The following is a 16,639-nucleotide window of genomic DNA, read 5'->3' as shown; positions in this document are numbered from 1 at the left end:
CCGGCCACGATGGTACTGGTCCTGCTGGCAGGCTGCGGCGCGAGCGGCGGACCGGCGGAGGACGAAGGAAAGAGCCGCGGCGACCGCACCGCCGAGGCCACCGGATACACGAAGCACATCCCGGGCGTGGGCGCGAAGCTCCGCTCGCGCATCCCCAAGGACTCCCGGCAGGTCGTGGCGGTGTACGGGAAGGGCGCCGACTCGCCCGACGCCACGCTGGCCCTGTACACGAAGGCGGCCCGGGGCTGGAAGCGCACCGCGACCTGGCCCGCGCACAACGGCAGGAAGGGCTGGACCACCGACCACCACGAGGACGATCTGCGCAGCCCGGTCGGTGTCTTCGGGCTCTCCGACGCGGGCGGCGTGCTGCCCGACCCGGGAGCGAAGCTGCCGTACACCCACTCGTCGGCCTTCACCCCGCCCCCGTACTGGGAGAAGAAGACCCGGCACGACTTCGACCATGTCATCGCGATCGACTACAACCGCCTCAAGGGCACCACGCCCCTGGACCCGACCCGGCCGCAGGGGCGGAAGAAGGGCGGCGGCATCTGGCTGCACCTGGACCACGGCAGCGGCACGTCCGGCTGCGTGAGCATCCCGAAGGCGGGCATGGTCGCGCTGCTGCGCACGCTCGATCCGCGGTGGCACCCCGTCGTGGTCATGGGGGACACCGGGCACCTCGCGGCCTGAACCGCGCCCGACGCCAGGGGCGAACCGGCGCCCGGACGGTCCGCACGACGCCGGGGCCGGACCGGAGCCGCACGGACCGTATGGGGCCAGGGGCGAACCGGGGCCGCACGGGCCGCATGGGGCCGGGGCCGGACGGGCCGCGCGGTGCCGGGGCCGGATGGGGCATCAGTCCCGCCCGGCCCCGTCCCGTCACTCCGTCGGCTTCGGGGAGTCGACCCCCTGCCGCGGCTTGCGCCACAGCCCCCGGGTGAAGTCCGGGATCTCCTGCGGCTCGCCCTTCGCCCTGATCGAGGCGTGGCTCAGCGGCACCGGCGCGCTCCAGACCGCCGCGTCGTACACGTCGAAGTCCGGTACGAGCCCGAGGTGGAAGCACTGCATGAGCCGGTACAGCATGATGTAGTCCATGCCGCCGTGGCCGCCGGGCGGGTCGGCGTGCTCCTTCCACAGCCAGTGGTCCCACTCCGCGTACCGGCTGAAGTCCCCCCACTGGTCGTCGCTCTGGTCGGGCTCGATGTAGATCCGCTCCGGGTAGTCCTCGAAGACGCCCTTGGTGCCGCCGAGGCTGTTGATGCGGCTGTACGGGTGCGGCGTGGACACGTCGTGCTCCAGCCGCAGCACCCTGCCCTTGGCGGTCTGGATGAGGCTGAAGGTGCGGTCGCTGTTGATGTACGTCTCCCGCCGGCTCGGGTCGCCCGGCGGCATGTGCTCCTCGCGGTACTCGGCGAGCCCCAGCGCGGGCGTGCCGAAGCTGGATATCCGGACCACTCGGTCGCCCCGGTTGACGTCCATGTAGTTGGCGATCGGCCCGAAGCCGTGGGTGGGGTAGAGGTCGCCGCGCAGCCGGGTGTGCCACAGCCGCCGCCACGGGCCCTCGTAGTACGTCGGGTCGAACATCAACTGACGCAGGTCGTGGTTGTACGCGCCGGCGGCGTGCAGCAGCCTGCCGAAGCGGCCCGCGTGCGCCATCCGCAGGACGCGCATCTCGTTGCGGCCGTAGCAGCAGTTCTCCACCTGCATACAGTGGCGGCGGGTGCGTTCGGAGAGGTCGACCAGGTCCCAGAGTTCGTCCAGGCGCATGGCCACCGGGCATTCCACACCGGCGTGCTTGCCGCCCAGCAGCGCAGCCTTGGCCATCTCGAAGTGCCAGTCCCACGGGGTGGCGATGTAGACGAAGTCGAGGTCGCCGCGCTCGCAGAGGTTCTCGAAGTCGTGGTCGCCCTTGGTGTAGACGGCCGGTGCGGGCTGTCCGGCCGCGGTGACCAGCCGCACCGCTCGCGCCGCCTTGTCCTTGACGGGGTCGCAGACCGCCACCACCCGCACGCCCGGGATGGCGAGGTAGAGGGGCAGCATGGCCATGCCGCGGTTGCCCAGGCCGATGATGCCGATCCGTACCGTGCCGCGTCTTTCGAACGGTACGCCGATCATGGTCTTGTGCCGGCCCTTGGGAGCCGCCGCCTCCCCGGCGGCCGTCGCCGCCGCGCCCTGCCCCGCGCCGGCCGCGGCGGCGCTGCCCGTGCCCAGCCCGCCGATGCCGAGGCCGGCTCCCGCCGCTCCGGCGGTCCACAGAACGGAGCGCCGCGTGGGTCCGGTTCCTTCGGGGCCGTGGCCCGTCTCCTGGCCGTCGTGCTCGTGGGGCTCGTGGCGCTGCGATGGTGCCTCGTTCATCGGTCCTCCAAAAGAACGGATGGTGCGTGGCGGAAGCGTGAACCTCGCTGAGGACCTTGGCGGTTGTGCGGCTCGATGCACAAGAGGGCCGCCGGGGCTGATCTTTTGTGCGGAGGGCCAGGGACTGCCTGGTACGGACCGGGGCGGCGGGGAGTCCGTTTCTTGCGCAAGCCGACGGAAACCCTTGCGACGGCTCTTGGCGGGCCAACCGGCGGACCATCACCCTCCGGCGGCCCTCACTCCACCGTCAAACCCTCACCCCTCCGGCCGCGTCGCCCGCTCCAGGGCGAGCAGCGCCGAGTAGTACCCCCGGCCGCCGGTCGCGTGGTCCATCCCCACCTCGCACATCCGGTTCGCCGACAGGTGCGCGTCGAACTGCCGGGACGTCACCTCCGCCGCCTCCTTGGCGGTCGCCGCCTCCGTCAGCTCCTTGTGCAGCATGCCGCGGTCGCCCGCGAAGGCGCAGCAGCCCGCGTCGTCCGGGACCACCACCTCCGTCGCGCACGCCTCGGCGACCGCGCGCAACTGTGCCTCGTCGCCCAGGTGCCGCATGGAGCACGTCGGGTGGAGCACGGCGGAACCGACCGTGCGCAGCACCTCCAGGTGCGGCAGCAGCTCCTCGGCGGCCCACACCACCGAGTCGACGACGGTCAGCTCGGCGTGCAGCTCCCGGTTGTCCGGGGTGAGGTACGGCACGACCTCGTGGGCGAGGCCGAGCGTGCACGAGGAGGCGTCCACGACCAGCGGCAGCCGCCCGCCCGCCGTCCAGCCCCACGCGGCCTCGACGATGCGGTTGGCCATCACCGCGTTGCCCTCGTCGTACCCCTTGGAGTGCCAGATGGTGGCGCAGCAGGTGCCCGTCACGTCGTCCGGGACCCACACCGGCTTGCCCGCGCGCCGGGACACCGCCACGACCGCCTCGGGCAGGGACGGCCCGTCGAAGCCGTCCGGTTCGCCGAAGATGCGGTTCACACAGGCCGGGTAGTAGACCGCGGCGGCGCCCACCCGCCGGGTGGCGGGCAGGTCGCGGGCCGCCGCGCCGGGGATCCGCGGCAGCCACTCCGGTACGAGATCGGGGCGTACGGCCTTGCGCGCGGCGCCCGTCAGGGATTGCAGCAGCCGGTCGGCGCGCCCCGCACCGATCCGGTCACCGATCTTCGCGGCGGCGGCCACCGCCAGCCGCGCCGACCGCTCGACCGTCGTGAAGTGCCGGGCGGTCAGCGCCGCCGCGCGTTCTTCCCCGGGGGAGTGGCGACGGTGCCGGAACTCCTTCATCATCGCGCCGGTGTCGATGCCGACCGGGCAGGCCAGCTTGCAGGTCGAGTCGCCCGCGCAGGTGTCCACCGCGTCGTAGCCGTACGCGTCCAGCAGGGCGCCGGTGACCGGCGAGGCCGGGGCCTGGCGCATCATCTCGCGGCGCAGCACGATGCGCTGGCGCGGTGTCGTGGTGAGGTCCTGGCTGGGGCAGGTCGGTTCGCAGAAGCCGCATTCGATGCAGGGATCGGCGACCGCCTCGACCCGCGGAATGGTCTTCAGGCCGCGCAGGTGCGCCTTCGGGTCGCGGTCGAGCAGGACGCGTGGGGCCAGGATGCCGTGCGGGTCCACGGTCTGCTTGACGCGCCACATCAGCTCGGTGGCGCGTGGCCCCCATTCCAGCTCCAGGAACGGGGCGATGTTGCGGCCGGTGGCGTGCTCGGCCTTCAGGGAGCCGTCGAAGCGCTCGACGGTCAGCGTGCAGAACGCGTCCATGAAGGCCGCGTAGCGCTCCACGTCCGCGGGCCGGGCGGCGTCGAAGGCGAGCAGGAAGTGCAGGTTGCCGTGGGCCGCGTGGCCCGCCACCGCCGCGTCGAAGCCGTGCCGGTCCTGGAGTTCGAGCAGCGCCGTGCACGCCTCGGCGAGCCGGGACGGCGGTACGGCGAAGTCCTCGGTGATCAGTGTCGTACCGGACGGGCGGGAGCCGCCGACCGCGGTGACGAACGCCTTGCGGGCCTTCCAGTACCCGGCGATCACCCCGGCGTCCCGGGTGAACGCGTTGGTGACGGACGCGACCGGGGCGACCAGCTCCAGCCCTGCCAGCACCTTCCGCGCGGCCTCCTCCTGCGCCGCCCGCGCCGTCTCGTCGGGGGCGCGGAACTCGACCAGCAGCGCGGTGGTCGTCTTCGGCAGCTCCGCCCAGTCGGCCGGCACCCCGGACACGCTCACCGAGGCGCGCAGCGTGTTGCCGTCCATCAGCTCGACGGCGATCGCGCCCGCCTCGGTGAACAGCGGCACGGCGGCCGCCGCGGCGCTCAGCGTCGGGAAGAACAGCAGGGCGGTGGAGGTGCAGCGGTTCAGCGGCAGCGTCTCGAAGACGGTCTCGGCGATGAAGCCGAGGGTGCCCTCGGAGCCCACCGCCAGCCCGCGCAGGATCTGGACGGGGGTGGCGCCGTCCAGGAAGGCGTCCAGGCGGTAGCCGTTGGTGTTCTTGATCTCGTACTTGGCGCGGATCCGGGCCACCAGCTCCCGGTCCGCCTCGATCTCCGCCTTCAGCGCCAGCAGCCCCGCGCACAGGGCGGGCTCGGCGTGCGCCAGCTCCTCGTCCGCGGCCGGGTCGCCGGTGTCCACGATCGTCCCGGAGGGCAGGACGAGGGTGACCGAGGCGAGCGTCCGGTAGGAGTTGCGGGTGGTGCCCGCCGTCATGCCGGAGGCGTTGTTGGCCACCACGCCGCCGAGCGTGCAGGCGATGGCGCTGGCCGGGTCCGGGCCGAGGATCCGGCCGTACCGGGCGAGCGCGGCGTTGGCCCGGACGACCGTGGTGCCGGGCCGGATCCGGGCCCGGGCGCCGTCGTCCAGCACCTCGACGCCCGCCCAGTGCCGGCGTACGTCCACGAGGATGTCCTCGCCCTGGGCCTGGCCGTTGAGCGAGGTTCCGGCGGCCCGGAAGACGACGTCGCGGCCCTTGCCGTGCGCGTAGGAGAAGACCGCGGAGATGTCGTCGATGTCCTCGGCCAGGACGACGACCTGCGGCACGAAGCGGTACGGGCTCGCGTCGGAGGCGTACCGGACCAGGTCGGAGACGCTGTGCAGCACCTTGTCCGGGCCGAGCAGTGCCGTCAGGTCGTCGCGCAGCCGCTCCGGCGTGCCGGCTGCCCGCCGGTCGGTCACCCGGTCGTGGTACGGGCCTTCGGTGGCGGCCGGCCGCAGGGTCCCGGGCTTCGGTTCCAGCAGGGGCATGACGACTCTCCTCCGGTCTGCGCGGGCTCGCTCCGGCGGCGCTCCGGCGCCCGGCGCGGCCGCCCGGTCCAGTGTTTCAGCAGCGTGCGGCGGCTCCGTCCACCAGGGTGGACAACAGGCCGCCGAGCACGTCCCGCTGTTCGGCGGTCAGTGGCGCCAGGATGTCCTGTGCGGCGGCCCGGCGCGCGCTGCGCAACGCGCGCAGCGTCGAGCGGCCGGTGTCGGTGAGTTCGATCCGTACGACGCGGCGGTTGGCGGGGTCGGGCACCCGGCGGACCGCGTCCTTCGCCTCCAGCGCGTCGACCAGTGTCGTCACGGCCCGCGGGACGACCTCCAGGCGGGCGGCCAGGTCGGCCATACGGGGCGGTGTCCCGTCGCGGTAGTGGTCCACGATGCGCAGCAGCCGGGTCTGCGCGGGGGTCAGCGCGATGTCGAGGGTCTCCAGGTGCCGTTTCTGCGCGCGGTGCATCCGGCGGGTGAGCCGCACCAACTGCTCCGCCAGGTCGGGGTCGGTGGTGGCCGGGTCGGGGGAGGACATGGCCGGAGGATATCAGGACCACGCTCATTGTGAGTATAGGTAACGATTGGTTATGCTCGGCGGGACCCGACACCCGAACCCTCCGAAGGAGCCCATGCGCCCCGACGAACCCGAGTGGACCCCGCCGCCCCGGGACCCGGCCCAGCCGGCCCAGGTGCGGCGCATCCTCGCCCTCTTCCGCCCCTACCGCGGCCGGCTGGCCACGGTGGGCCTGCTCGTGGCCGCCTCCTCCCTGGTCTCGGTCGCCTCCCCCTTCCTGCTCCGCGCCGTCCTGGACGTGGCGATCCCCCGGGGCCGGACCGGCCTGCTGACCCTGCTCGCCGCCGGCATGATCGTCACTGCCGTGCTGACCAGCGTCTTCGGCGTCCTGCAGACCCTGATATCGACCACCGTCGGCCAGCGCGTCATGCACGACCTGCGCACCGCCGTCTACGCCAAGCTCCAGCGGATGCCGCTGGCGTTCTTCACCCGCACCCGCACCGGCGAGGTGCAGTCCCGCATCGCCAACGACATCGGCGGCATGCAGGCCACCGTCACCTCCACCGCGACCTCCCTGGTCTCCAACCTCACCTCCGTGGTCGCCACCGTCGTCGCCATGCTCGCCCTCGACTGGCGGCTGACCCTGGTCTCCCTGCTGCTGCTCCCGCTCTTCGTCTGGATCAGCCGCCGGGTCGGCAACGAACGCAAGAGGATCACCACCGCGCGGCAGAAGCAGATGGCCGCGATGTCCGCGATGGTCACCGAGTCGCTGTCGGTCAGCGGCATCCTGCTCGGCCGCACGATGGGCCGCGCCGACTCCCTCACGGCGAACTTCGCCACCGAGTCCGAGCGGCTGGTCGGCCTGGAGGTCCGCGCCAACATGGCCGGACGCTGGCGGATGGCCACCATCGGCATCGTCATGGCCGCCATGCCCGCCGTCATCTACTGGTCGGCCGGACTCGTCCTCCAGCTCGGCGGCCCGGCCTTCTCCATCGGCACCCTCGTCGCCTTCGTCACCCTCCAGCAGGGCCTGCTGCGCCCCACCGTCTCGCTGCTGTCCACCGGCGTGCAGATGCAGACCTCCGTCGCGCTCTTCCAGCGCATCTTCGAATACCTCGACCTGCCGGTGGCCATCACCGAACCGGCCCACCCGGTACGCCTGGCCGAGCCGCGCGGCGAGGTCCGCTTCGAGCACGTGACGTTCGCGTACGACGACCCGGAGCGCGAGACCGGCGCCGCGCCCGCCCCGGCGACCCTGCGCGACATCGACCTGACCGTCCCGGCCGGCAGCAGCCTGGCCGTCGTCGGCCCGACCGGCAGCGGCAAGAGCACCCTGAGCTACCTGGTGCCGCGGCTGTACGACGTGACGGCGGGCCGGGTCACCCTGGACGGCACCGACGTGCGCGACCTGGACTTCGACTCGCTCGCCCGGGCCGTCGGCGTGGTCTCCCAGGAGACCTACCTCTTCCACGCCTCCGTCGCCGACAACCTCCGCTTCGCCAAGCCGGACGCCACCGACGAGGAACTGGAGGCCGCCGCCCGCGCGGCACAGATCCACGACCACATCGCGGGCCTCCCGGACGGCTACGCCACCCTCGTGGGCGAACGCGGCCACCGCTTCTCCGGCGGCGAGAAGCAGCGGCTGGCCCTCGCCCGGACCATCCTGCGCGACCCGCCCGTCCTCGTCCTCGACGAGGCCACCAGCGCGCTGGACACCCGGACGGAACACGCGGTGCAGCAGGCCGTCGACGCGCTCTCCAAGGGCCGTACGACGATCACCATCGCGCACCGCCTGTCCACCGTCCGCGACGCCGACCAGATCGTCGTCCTCGACGCGGGCCGGATCGCCGAACGCGGCACCCACGACGAACTCCTCGCCGCCGGCGGCCGCTACGCGGGCCTGGTGAAGCGTGACGCACACCTCGCCCCCAACGGTGATCAGCCCCTGTCCGCCGACCTGACCCGCGGGTGAGGTCGGCCCCGACCGCACCGGACCGGCCCGGGGAGCGCCCTGTGGCAGCCGCCGACCGCACCGCGGACCGTTCCGCCCTGACGCCGGCCCGGATGCCCGGCGGCATGGGGGCGCTCCACTTCCTCGCCCCCGGGCCGTTCGACGCGATCGTGCCCCGCGCGCTGCCGGGCACCGCCCGCACCTGGACGTACGTCAGCGGCGCCGCGGAACTCGCCGCGGTCGCCCTGCCGCGCACCCGCCGGGCCGGCGCACTGGCCGCCGCCGGCCTGTTCGCCGCCGTCTTCCCCGCCAACATCAAGATGGTCCGCGACTGGCGCCACCGCCCCGCGCCCCTCAAGGCCGTCGCCTACGGCCGCCTGCCGCTCCAACTGCCCATGAAGGTCCGGACCCTGCACGCGGCACGCGCCGCCCGCCCGGCAGCCGGAAGGCGGCACGACCGCCCCTGAAAAGCGCGGGTGCCCCGCGCGGAGCGCCTCTAGGGTGAGCCGTATGCCCTCCCACCAAGACCTGCCCGCCTTCGAGTTCGCCTTTCCGGGCCCGTTGCGGGACCGGCTCGTCGCCGCCGTTCTCTCCGGCGCCAAGACCACCACGACGGGCCTGCTGGCGGACTACGAGCGCGCGGGCGACCCGCTGCCGCGCACCGGCGAGCGCTACCGGGTCCCCGACTCCGACGGCCGCCCCGTCGCCGTCATCGAGGTGACGGAGGTACGGGTGCTGCGGCTGGCCGACGTGGACCTGCGGCACGCCGTGGACGAGGGCGAGGGCAACGCGACCGTGGCCGACTGGCGGGCCGATCACGAGAGCTTCTGGCACGGCCCGGAGATGCGCGAGGCCCTCGGCGACCCGGAGTTCCGCGTCGACGACGACACCCAGGTCGTGACCGAGCGCTTCCGGGTCGTCGAGCGCCTGTAGGCGACGGGCGCCACCGACGGCTCGGCCGCGTCGCTCCGGACCTCGTCGCCCGCCGTGATCCGGACGGTCTCGGCCCCCCGGCGAAGGTCAGCCGGCGGGGGGCACCCAGCCCTCTGGGGTGCGTACGCGTCGGGTGCCTACCAACGGCAGGGTCCGGCCGCGGCCAGGACCGGCCCGTCCGGTGGTCGGAATTGGCGCAATCTTGATCATGAGCGACCGGACAGCATGCCGAGTGGCGTTTCACCCGGTCGGACCCGGCAAGGCGAACGGCACACCCACCGGACATCACCCAGGCCCCGATACCCCCACCGACCCCCCACCCTCACCCTCACGGACACACGGAGGCGACGTGCTCGACAGCGCATCCGAACTGGGCCGCCGCAGCGCCCTGGCCGCCACCGCGGCGGCCGGCCTCGGCCTCCTCACCGCCTGCGCGGAAACGGCGGACAGCGACGCGGCACCCCGCGACGCGGCACCGCCCCGGACCTCGGGTACCCCTGGCGGCCGGACCGCCACCCCCTCGCCGAAGCCGGCCAAGAAGCGCCCCCAGCTTCCGCGCGGCGGCCGGGAACTGTTCCCCCGGCACCGGCTCACCGGCTACTGCGGACTGCCCGGAGCCGCCGCGCTCGGCCGCCTCGGCACCGGAGACCCGGACGAGCGCGCCCGCGAGATCGAGAAACTCGCGCAGACCTACGCCACCGACCGCGAGCCGCTGCCCGTCCTGGAACTGCTGGCGGTGGTGGCCAACTCCAGCGCGGGCCCCGACGGGACCTATCGCTCCCGTACCTCCGCCGACACCATCCGCCGCTTCCACGAAGCGGCCCGCAGACACCGCGCGCTGCTGCTCCTGAACATCCAGCCGGGCCGCGCCTCGGCCCTGGGCGAGGTCAAGGCGCTGCGCGAGTGGCTGGTGCACCCGGACGTGGGCATCGCCCTGGACCCCGAGTGGGAGATGGGCCCCGGCGAGAAGCCGGGCGACACCTACGGGAGCACCGACGGCGGCGAACTCACCGGCATCGCCCGCTACCTCTCCGGCCTGGTCCGCGAGCACGAGCTGCCCGAGAAGGCCTTCGTCTTCCACCAGGTGGCGACGTCGGTGGTCGAGGACCAGCACGCCTTCCGGCCGCAGCCCGGCGTCGCCGCCATCAAGTGCGCCGACGGCATCGGCTCCCCCGGGCTGAAGCGCGGCACCTGGCAGGACCTCGTCAGGAACCTGCCCCACGGGATGCACACCGGCTTCAAGCTCTTCTACGACGAGGACACCCAGGGCAGCCGTCTGATGACCCACAAGGAGGTCCTGGCGCTGCGGCCACAGCCCGAGTACGTCATGTACGAATAGGGTGCCCCCACCGGAGCGGGGGCACCGGGGGTCACACCGGCCGCAGCCGGTACGCGTAGCTGTAGACCCGGTCGGCGTGCAGCAGGTACTTCTCCAGCGGCGGCGCGCCCCACGAGTCGTTCCCGCCGACACCCATCTGCCGGTGGTTGACGCCGAGCACCGTCTCGGGGCGCCGCTTCAGCTCGTACGGATGCTCGTGCCGCTCGCTCTCCAGGTCGGACGGCGCTTGGTGCAGGGCGCTCAGCTCCAGCAGCGGCGCGCCGTCGCCCGGCTCCGCGCGGACGGCCAGCCCCGTACCGTCGCGGCCGGTGAGCGAGGCGCTGCGCACGTCGGTCACGTTGCCGGTCTGCTGGGGCCGGACGTAGTTGCCGAACTGGGCGTCGACACTGGTGCGGTAGCGGCCGACGAAGGCCGCGGTGTGCCGGTCCCAGTAGTTCTCGTGCGGTCCGCGCCCGTGCCAGGCGAAGGTCTCCAGCCCGGCCGGGACGGTCAGCAGCGCGCCCACCACGGGCAGGTCGGGCAGCCCGGCGCCCGGCGTCAGGGTGTGCCGTATCCGCACCTCGCCGTCGCCGCGTACGGTGAAGACGGTGTTCCACCGGGAGGCGGCGGGACTGGTGGGCAGGGTGGCCGAGACCTCGATGGTCACCTCGGAGGCGGACGGCTGTGCGGCTTTCACCTGTGTCACGGTCCGTTCGGCGCCTGCCGCGCGCCAGGTGCGCAGGGTGGTGTGCGCGCCCCGGCCGATGTCGTTGTCGGTGGGCCCGCGCCAGAAGTTGGGCACCGGCCCGGCGGTCAGCAGTGCCCGGCCGCGGTGGCGGTAGGCGGTCAGGGTGCCGCTCGCCTTGTCGAGGACGAGTTCGAGGTCGCGGCCGCCGACTGTGACGGAGCGGTCCGACTCGGTGAGTTCCAGGGGCGGCAGCCCGGCGGGGGAGGGGTCGGTGGGCGCGGGGGTGTGCCAGGGGAGCGCGAGCTGTTCGGCGGCGACGCTGTGGCCCGCGTCCGCCCACCGGGTGGCCTGCCGCAGTACGAAGGACAGGTTCAGCCAGTACTCGGCGCCCGGGGCGGGCCGTTCGGGTCGAGTGAAGGGAATCCGTACGGTTGCTTCCCGGCCCGGCGCGGCCTCCGGCGCGGGGAGCGTGCCGTGCTGGACGCGTTCGCCGTCGCGGGTGACCTCCCAGCGCAGCTCGTAAGCGTCCAGCCTCAGGAAGAGCTGCCGGTTGGTGATCCGTACCGTGCCGGCGGCGAGGTCCGCGGCGGCCGCCCGGACGGTCTGGTAGACCTTCTTGACCTCGTGGACGGCCGGGTGCGGCGTGCGGTCGGCGGCGACGATGCCGTTGCAACTGAAGTTCCAGTCGGTGGGGTAGCCGGGGTGCCAGTCGCCGCCGTAGGACAGGTATGTGCGGTGCGGGTCGCCGGGGACCGGAAGGCGGATGGCCTGGTCGACGAAGTCCCAGATGAAGCCGCCGTGCAGGTTGGGGTAGCGCTCGAAGACGTCCCAGTACTCCTGGAAGTTGCCGGTGCTGTTGCCCATGGAGTGCGCGTACTCGCACAGGATGAACGGTTTGGGGTTGCCGGACTTCCCGTAGCGCTCCACCTCGTCCGGCGTGCTGTACATCCGGCTCTCGATGTCGGCGACCGCGTTCATGCCCTCGTAGTGCAGCGGCCGGGACGGGTCGCGGCGGCGCGTCCAGTCGGCCATTGCCACGAAGTTGAGGCCCTGGCCCGCCTCGTTGCCCAGTGACCACACCACGACCGACGGGTGGTTCTTGTCCCGTTCGACCATCGACCGCATCCGGTCCAGGCAGGCGCCCGTCCACGCCGGCAGGCTGCCGGGCAGCCAGTCGCGTACCCCGTGCGACTCCAGGTTGGCCTCGCCGACGACGTACAGGCCGTACTCGTCGCACAGCTCCAGCCAGCGCTGGTCGGCGGGGTAGTGGGAGGTGCGGACGGCGTTGATGTTGTGCTGCTTCATGATGCGGATGTCCTGGAGCATCCGCTCCTCGGGGACGGCCTGCCCGCGGTCGGGGTCGGTCTCGTGCCGGTTGACGCCGCGGAAGACGACGGGCCGGCCGTTGACGGTGAGCTTGCCGGGCCCGTACGCGACGGAGCGGAAGCCGACCCGGGTGCTCTGGACGTCGACGGTGCGGCCCGCCGGGTCGGTGAGGGTCAGGACGAGCCGGTAGAGGTGCGGGGCCTCGGCGGACCACAGGTCCGGGGCCCGGACGGTGGCCTGCGGCGCGACCGTGGCGTCCTGCCCGGCGGTGAAGCGGACCGTCGCGGTCAGCGGTGCGGGCAGCGCCGGCCGCCCCCGCCCGTCGTACAGCTCCGCTCTGAGCCGGTGTTCGCCCGCCGCTGCCGCGCCCCGGTTGCGTACCGTGGCGGCGACGGTCAGCTCCGCGTCGCGGCAGGCGGCGTCCAGGCCGGTGCGGACGTGCAGGTCCTGGAGGTGCACCGGCGCGATGGAGTACAGGTACACGTCGCGGAAGATCCCGGACAGGTCGATCATGTCCTGATCCTCCAGCCAACTGCCGTCGGACCACCGGTAGACCTCGACGGCCAGCACGTTCGGGCCGGGACGCAGCCGCTCGGTGATGTCGAACTCGGCCGGGGTGTAGCTGTCCTCGCTGTAGCCGACCCGCTCGCCGTTGACCCACACGAAGAACGCCGACTTCACGCCCTGAAAGGAGAGCAGGGTGCGGCGGCCGTCCCAGTCACCGGGCACGGTGAAGGCGCGCCGGTAGGAGCCGACGGGGTTGAAGCCGTGCGGGACGTGCGGTGGCCGCGGGTCCTCGTAACCGATCCACGGGTACTTGACGTTGAGGTAGATCGGCTCCGGATAGCCCTCGATCTCCCAGTTGGAGGGCACGGTGATGTGGTCCCAGCCGCTGTCGTCGTACTGCGGCGCGAAGAAGTCGCGGGGCCGCTCGTCGGGGTTCTTCGACCAGTGGAAGCGCCAACTGCCGTTGAGCGAACGGTAGTACGGGGACGCGTCGAACCTTCCGGTACGCGCCGCCCGGACGTCTCCGTAGGGGACGAGGCGGGCACGGGCCGGTTCCCGGTTGACCTGGAAGACCCGTGGGGCGGCGTCCCACTCGGTGCCGGGGGCGGCAGCGGTGGCGGCGAAGGAGCGTTTCCGGGCGCAGAACGCTGCCCACCCGGCCAGCGCGGCGCCGGTGGCGAGGAACGACCGGCGGTTGATGCGGCGTACGTTCATGAGACAGCTCCGAACGTAAGGCAACAGGAAGCGTCAGGGTCGAACACATGCGGTGCACAGCACAAGACTTCCGCACGCCACTTCCCGCCCCGGGCACCGGCCCCGCCCGTCACTCCGAGAGCAGCACGACCTCCAGCTTCCGCGGCCCGTGCACTCCCTCGACCCGGTCCAGCTCGATGTCACTGGTCGCCGACGGACCCGAGATCCACGTCAGTGGCCGCGTCGGGTCCAGGCGTTCGAGCGCCTGCGGCACCGAGCCGACGACCTGGTCGGGTACGCGCACGACACAGATGTGGTGATCGGGGACGAGCGTGATCCGGCGGCGCCCCTGGTCGGGCGAGCCGTCCAGCACGATCGTCCCGGTCTCGGCGACGGCCACCGCGCAGCCGGTGACGACACTGTCCACCGCGTCCAGTTCCCGCGCGGTGCCCGCCGCCCGGTCCTCGACACGGGTGGGACCGGCGGCGGCCGTCCACCACGGCTCCAGACCCGGCGGTACGAGCACCCGCCGCGCACCGTGCTCGTCCAGCAGGCGCGTGATCAGCGTCGCCAGGCCGTCCGCGTCGCTGTGGTGCACCAGGGCCCGGTACTCCGCGAGGTTCTCCGCCAGCAGCGCCACGGTCTCCTCGGCCGTACGGGAGCCGTGCTCGCGCAGGTAGTCGCGCGCCACCGGCGAGTCCTCCGGCCGCTCCTCGCGCGGTACGTCCGCCAGCGCCCGGCGCACCCGCGCCAGCACCACATCACGGCTGCTCACTTCTCCCGCTCCTCTCCACGCGTACGCCGCCACCAGTCCCGGAAGGACTCGGCCGGTACCGGCGGCAGGTCCCGGGTGTCCGACCAGGCGCGCCCCGGGCCCGGCAGCCGGCGCGGATGCAGCCGCCGGGTGCGGGCCGCCAGCCGCTGCCCCGTACGCAGCACCCCCGGGTGGTCGAACGCGAACCCCGCCGCGCGCATCGCGGCACGCTCCGCGGCATGGCCCTTGGCCGGTTTGACGACGGTCTTCACGCCGCGCCGCGTCACCCGGCCGCCCTGCACCACCCGCTCCCGCAGATGCACCAGCACCTCCGGGATGTCGATGGCCACCGGGCACACCTCGTAGCAGGCGCCGCACAGCGACGACGCGTACGGCAGCGAGGCGTCCAGCGCGCTCTCCGTACCGCGCAGTTGCGGGGTGAGGATCGCGCCGATCGGACCGGGGTAGGCCGAGCCGTACGCGTGCCCGCCGGCCCGCTCGTACACCGGGCACACGTTCAGGCAGGCCGAACAGCGGATGCAGCGCAGCGCCTGACGGCCGACCGGGTCGGCGAGGGTGTCGGTACGCCCGTTGTCCAGCAGCACGAGGTGGAAGGTGCGCGGGCCGTCCCCGTCCGTCGTGCCGGTCCACATCGAGGTGTACGGGTTCATCCGCTCGGCGGTCGAGGACCGGGGCAGGAGCTGGAGGAAGATCTCCAGGTCCTGCCAGGTCGGCACCACCTTCTCGATGCCGACGACGGAGATCAGCGTCTCCGGGAGGGTCAGGCACATCCGGCCGTTGCCCTCGGACTCCACGACCACCAGCGTGCCGGTGTCGGCCACCATGAAGTTGGCGCCCGAGACGCCGACCTTCGCGGTCAGGAACTTCTCGCGCAGGTGCAGCCGCGCCGCCTCCGCCAGCTCGGCCGGCTCGTCCGAGAGCCCGTCCGGCGCCGGGCGGCCCCAACGGCCCATCCGCTCGCGGAAGATGTCCCGGATCTCGCCCCGGTTGCGGTGGATCGCGGGCACCAGGATGTGCGACGGCAGATCGTCGCCGAGCTGCACGATCAGCTCCGCCAGGTCCGTCTCGTACGCGCTGATGCCCGCCTCGGCAAGCGCCCGGTTCAGCCCGATCTCCTGGGTCGCCATCGACTTGACCTTGACGACCTCGCGCTCGCCGGTCTCCCGTACCAGCCGGGCGACGATGGCGTTGGCCTCGGCGGCGTCCGCCGCCCAGTGCACCTGCCCGCCGGCGGCCGTCACCGACTCCTCAAGCCGCTCCAGGTAGTGGTCGAGGTGGCGCAGCGTACGGTCCTTGACGGCGGCGCCCGCCGCCCGCAGCCGCGCCCAGTCGGCCAGTTCCCCCACCGCCTTGGCCCGTTTGTCGCGGATGGTGTGGGTGGCGTGGCGCAGATTGCCGCGCAGCCGTGCGTCCTGGGCGGAGGACGCGGCGGCCGCGGGGAACGCGGGCATGCCGAGGTACGTACCGTTCACCGTGGGCTCCCTTCCGAGGCGGCGGCGCCGGCCGGCTGCCGTGCGTCGGCCTCCGTGGCGGCCAGGATCTCCGCGATGTGCACCGGCCGGGCCGCCGCGCCCTGCCGCCGGAGCGTGCCGCCGATGTGCAGCAGGCAGGAATTGTCGACCGTGCAGACCGCCTCCGCGCCCGTCTCCCGGATCGCCCGGGCCTTGTCGGCGCCCATCGCGGCCGACACCGCCGGGTTCTTCACCGCGAAGGTGCCGCCGAATCCGCAGCATTCCTCGGCGCCCGGCAGCTCCCGCAGCTCCAGCCCCCGTACGTGCTCCAGCAGCCGGCGCGGCCGGTCGCCCAGGCCCAGCATCCGCAGGCCGTGGCAGGTGGGGTGGTAGGTGACGGTGTGCGGGTAGTACGCGCCCACGTCCGTCACCTTCAGCACATCGACCAGGAACTCGGTCAGTTCGTACGTCTTCGGCACGGCGCGCCCCGCGGCCCGCGTCAGTTCCCGCCCGTCGCGTCCCTCGGCCGCGGCCTTCGCCGCGATCCGCGGGTAGTTGTCCCGCACCATCGCCGCGCACGAACCGGAGGGGGTGACCACGTAGTCGTAGTCGGCGAAGGCCCGGTCGAAGCGGCGCACCAGCGGCTCCGTCAGATGCCGGTAACCGGTGTTGAACTGCGGCTGGCCACAGCAACTCTGCTCCTCGGGGAATCCCACCTCGACCCCGAGGCGTTCCAGCAGTGTGATCACTGCCCGGCCGGTATCCGGGTAGAGCGTGTCGTTGACGCAGGTGACGAACAGTGCTACGCGCACGTTGCCATCTCCTTTCGGCTGCCGTGACCGCTGGCGGCGGGCCGCCTCACCGGTACATGATCACCTGTCGGCTCATCCTGCCCCAGTGGCGGGCGAAGGA

The 16,639-nt window shown here is 73.0% G+C and carries 12 protein-coding genes; 5 read left to right on the top strand and 7 right to left on the bottom strand.

The genetic code is table 11. The annotated features are described in order from the left end of the window. The first annotated feature begins 9 nt into the window (after window positions 1-9). The gene (locus tag ACH4EB_RS17100; RefSeq protein ID WP_398348319.1) at window positions 10-690 is read left to right on the top strand and encodes a L,D-transpeptidase family protein; all 681 of its coding nucleotides are present in this window, start codon (window positions 10-12) and stop codon (window positions 688-690) included. A 189-nt stretch (window positions 691-879) separates the two neighbouring features. Here ACH4EB_RS17100 and ACH4EB_RS17095 read toward each other — a convergent pair whose 3' ends face one another. The 3 genes from ACH4EB_RS17095 to ACH4EB_RS17085 form a co-directional block, all read right to left on the bottom strand. Next, window positions 880-2,355, bottom strand: a complete 1,476-nt coding sequence (locus ACH4EB_RS17095; protein WP_398348318.1) for a Gfo/Idh/MocA family protein — start codon at window positions 2,353-2,355, stop codon at window positions 880-882. 255 nt (window positions 2,356-2,610) lie between these two features. Next, on the bottom strand, window positions 2,611-5,568 hold the full coding sequence (locus ACH4EB_RS17090; RefSeq protein ID WP_398348317.1) for an FAD-binding and (Fe-S)-binding domain-containing protein: 2,958 nt from the start codon (window positions 5,566-5,568) through the stop codon (window positions 2,611-2,613). A 76-nt stretch (window positions 5,569-5,644) separates the two neighbouring features. Then, a complete protein-coding gene (locus ACH4EB_RS17085; RefSeq protein WP_398348315.1) occupies window positions 5,645-6,106 on the bottom strand; it encodes a MarR family winged helix-turn-helix transcriptional regulator in 462 nt (153 codons plus the stop codon). Window positions 6,107-6,200: 94 nt separating this feature from the next. On the opposite strand from ACH4EB_RS17085, the gene ACH4EB_RS17080 reads away from it, so the two are divergent. From ACH4EB_RS17080 to ACH4EB_RS17065, 4 genes are all read left to right on the top strand, one after another. Then, on the top strand, window positions 6,201-8,057 hold the full coding sequence (locus ACH4EB_RS17080) for an ABC transporter ATP-binding protein (RefSeq protein ID WP_398348314.1): 1,857 nt from the start codon (window positions 6,201-6,203) through the stop codon (window positions 8,055-8,057). A 41-nt stretch (window positions 8,058-8,098) separates the two neighbouring features. Beyond that, a complete protein-coding gene (locus ACH4EB_RS17075) occupies window positions 8,099-8,503 on the top strand; it encodes a hypothetical protein (RefSeq protein WP_398348313.1) in 405 nt (134 codons plus the stop codon). Window positions 8,504-8,546: 43 nt separating this feature from the next. After that, window positions 8,547-8,969: an ASCH domain-containing protein gene (locus ACH4EB_RS17070; RefSeq protein WP_398348312.1), complete on the top strand. Its 423-nt coding sequence runs from the start codon at window positions 8,547-8,549 to the stop codon at window positions 8,967-8,969. 349 nt (window positions 8,970-9,318) lie between these two features. Continuing rightward, on the top strand, window positions 9,319-10,308 hold the full coding sequence (locus ACH4EB_RS17065) for a hypothetical protein (RefSeq protein WP_398348310.1): 990 nt from the start codon (window positions 9,319-9,321) through the stop codon (window positions 10,306-10,308). A 31-nt stretch (window positions 10,309-10,339) separates the two neighbouring features. On the opposite strand, the gene ACH4EB_RS17060 is transcribed toward ACH4EB_RS17065, so the two are convergent. From ACH4EB_RS17060 to ACH4EB_RS17045, 4 genes are all read right to left on the bottom strand, one after another. Beyond that, window positions 10,340-13,522, bottom strand: coding sequence for a glycoside hydrolase family 2 TIM barrel-domain containing protein (locus ACH4EB_RS17060; RefSeq protein ID WP_398348309.1), 3,183 nt, complete (start codon window positions 13,520-13,522; stop codon window positions 10,340-10,342). A 109-nt stretch (window positions 13,523-13,631) separates the two neighbouring features. Then, window positions 13,632-14,276, bottom strand: a complete 645-nt coding sequence (locus ACH4EB_RS17055) for a lactate utilization protein C (protein WP_398348308.1) — start codon at window positions 14,274-14,276, stop codon at window positions 13,632-13,634. Beyond that, window positions 14,273-15,748, bottom strand: a complete 1,476-nt coding sequence (locus ACH4EB_RS17050) for a lactate utilization protein B (RefSeq protein WP_398348307.1) — start codon at window positions 15,746-15,748, stop codon at window positions 14,273-14,275. The genes ACH4EB_RS17055 and ACH4EB_RS17050 overlap by 4 nt, the downstream gene beginning before the upstream one ends. Continuing rightward, complete coding sequence (locus ACH4EB_RS17045; protein ID WP_398348306.1) at window positions 15,745-16,539, bottom strand: (Fe-S)-binding protein; 795 nt, start codon at window positions 16,537-16,539, stop codon at window positions 15,745-15,747. The genes ACH4EB_RS17050 and ACH4EB_RS17045 overlap by 4 nt, the downstream gene beginning before the upstream one ends. Window positions 16,540-16,639 lie beyond the last annotated feature (100 nt).

Source organism: Streptomyces sp. NPDC018045 (assembly GCF_044327445.1).
In the GTDB taxonomy this organism is placed as follows: domain Bacteria; phylum Actinomycetota; class Actinomycetes; order Streptomycetales; family Streptomycetaceae; genus Streptomyces.
This window is presented reverse-complemented; position numbering and strand designations above follow the sequence as displayed.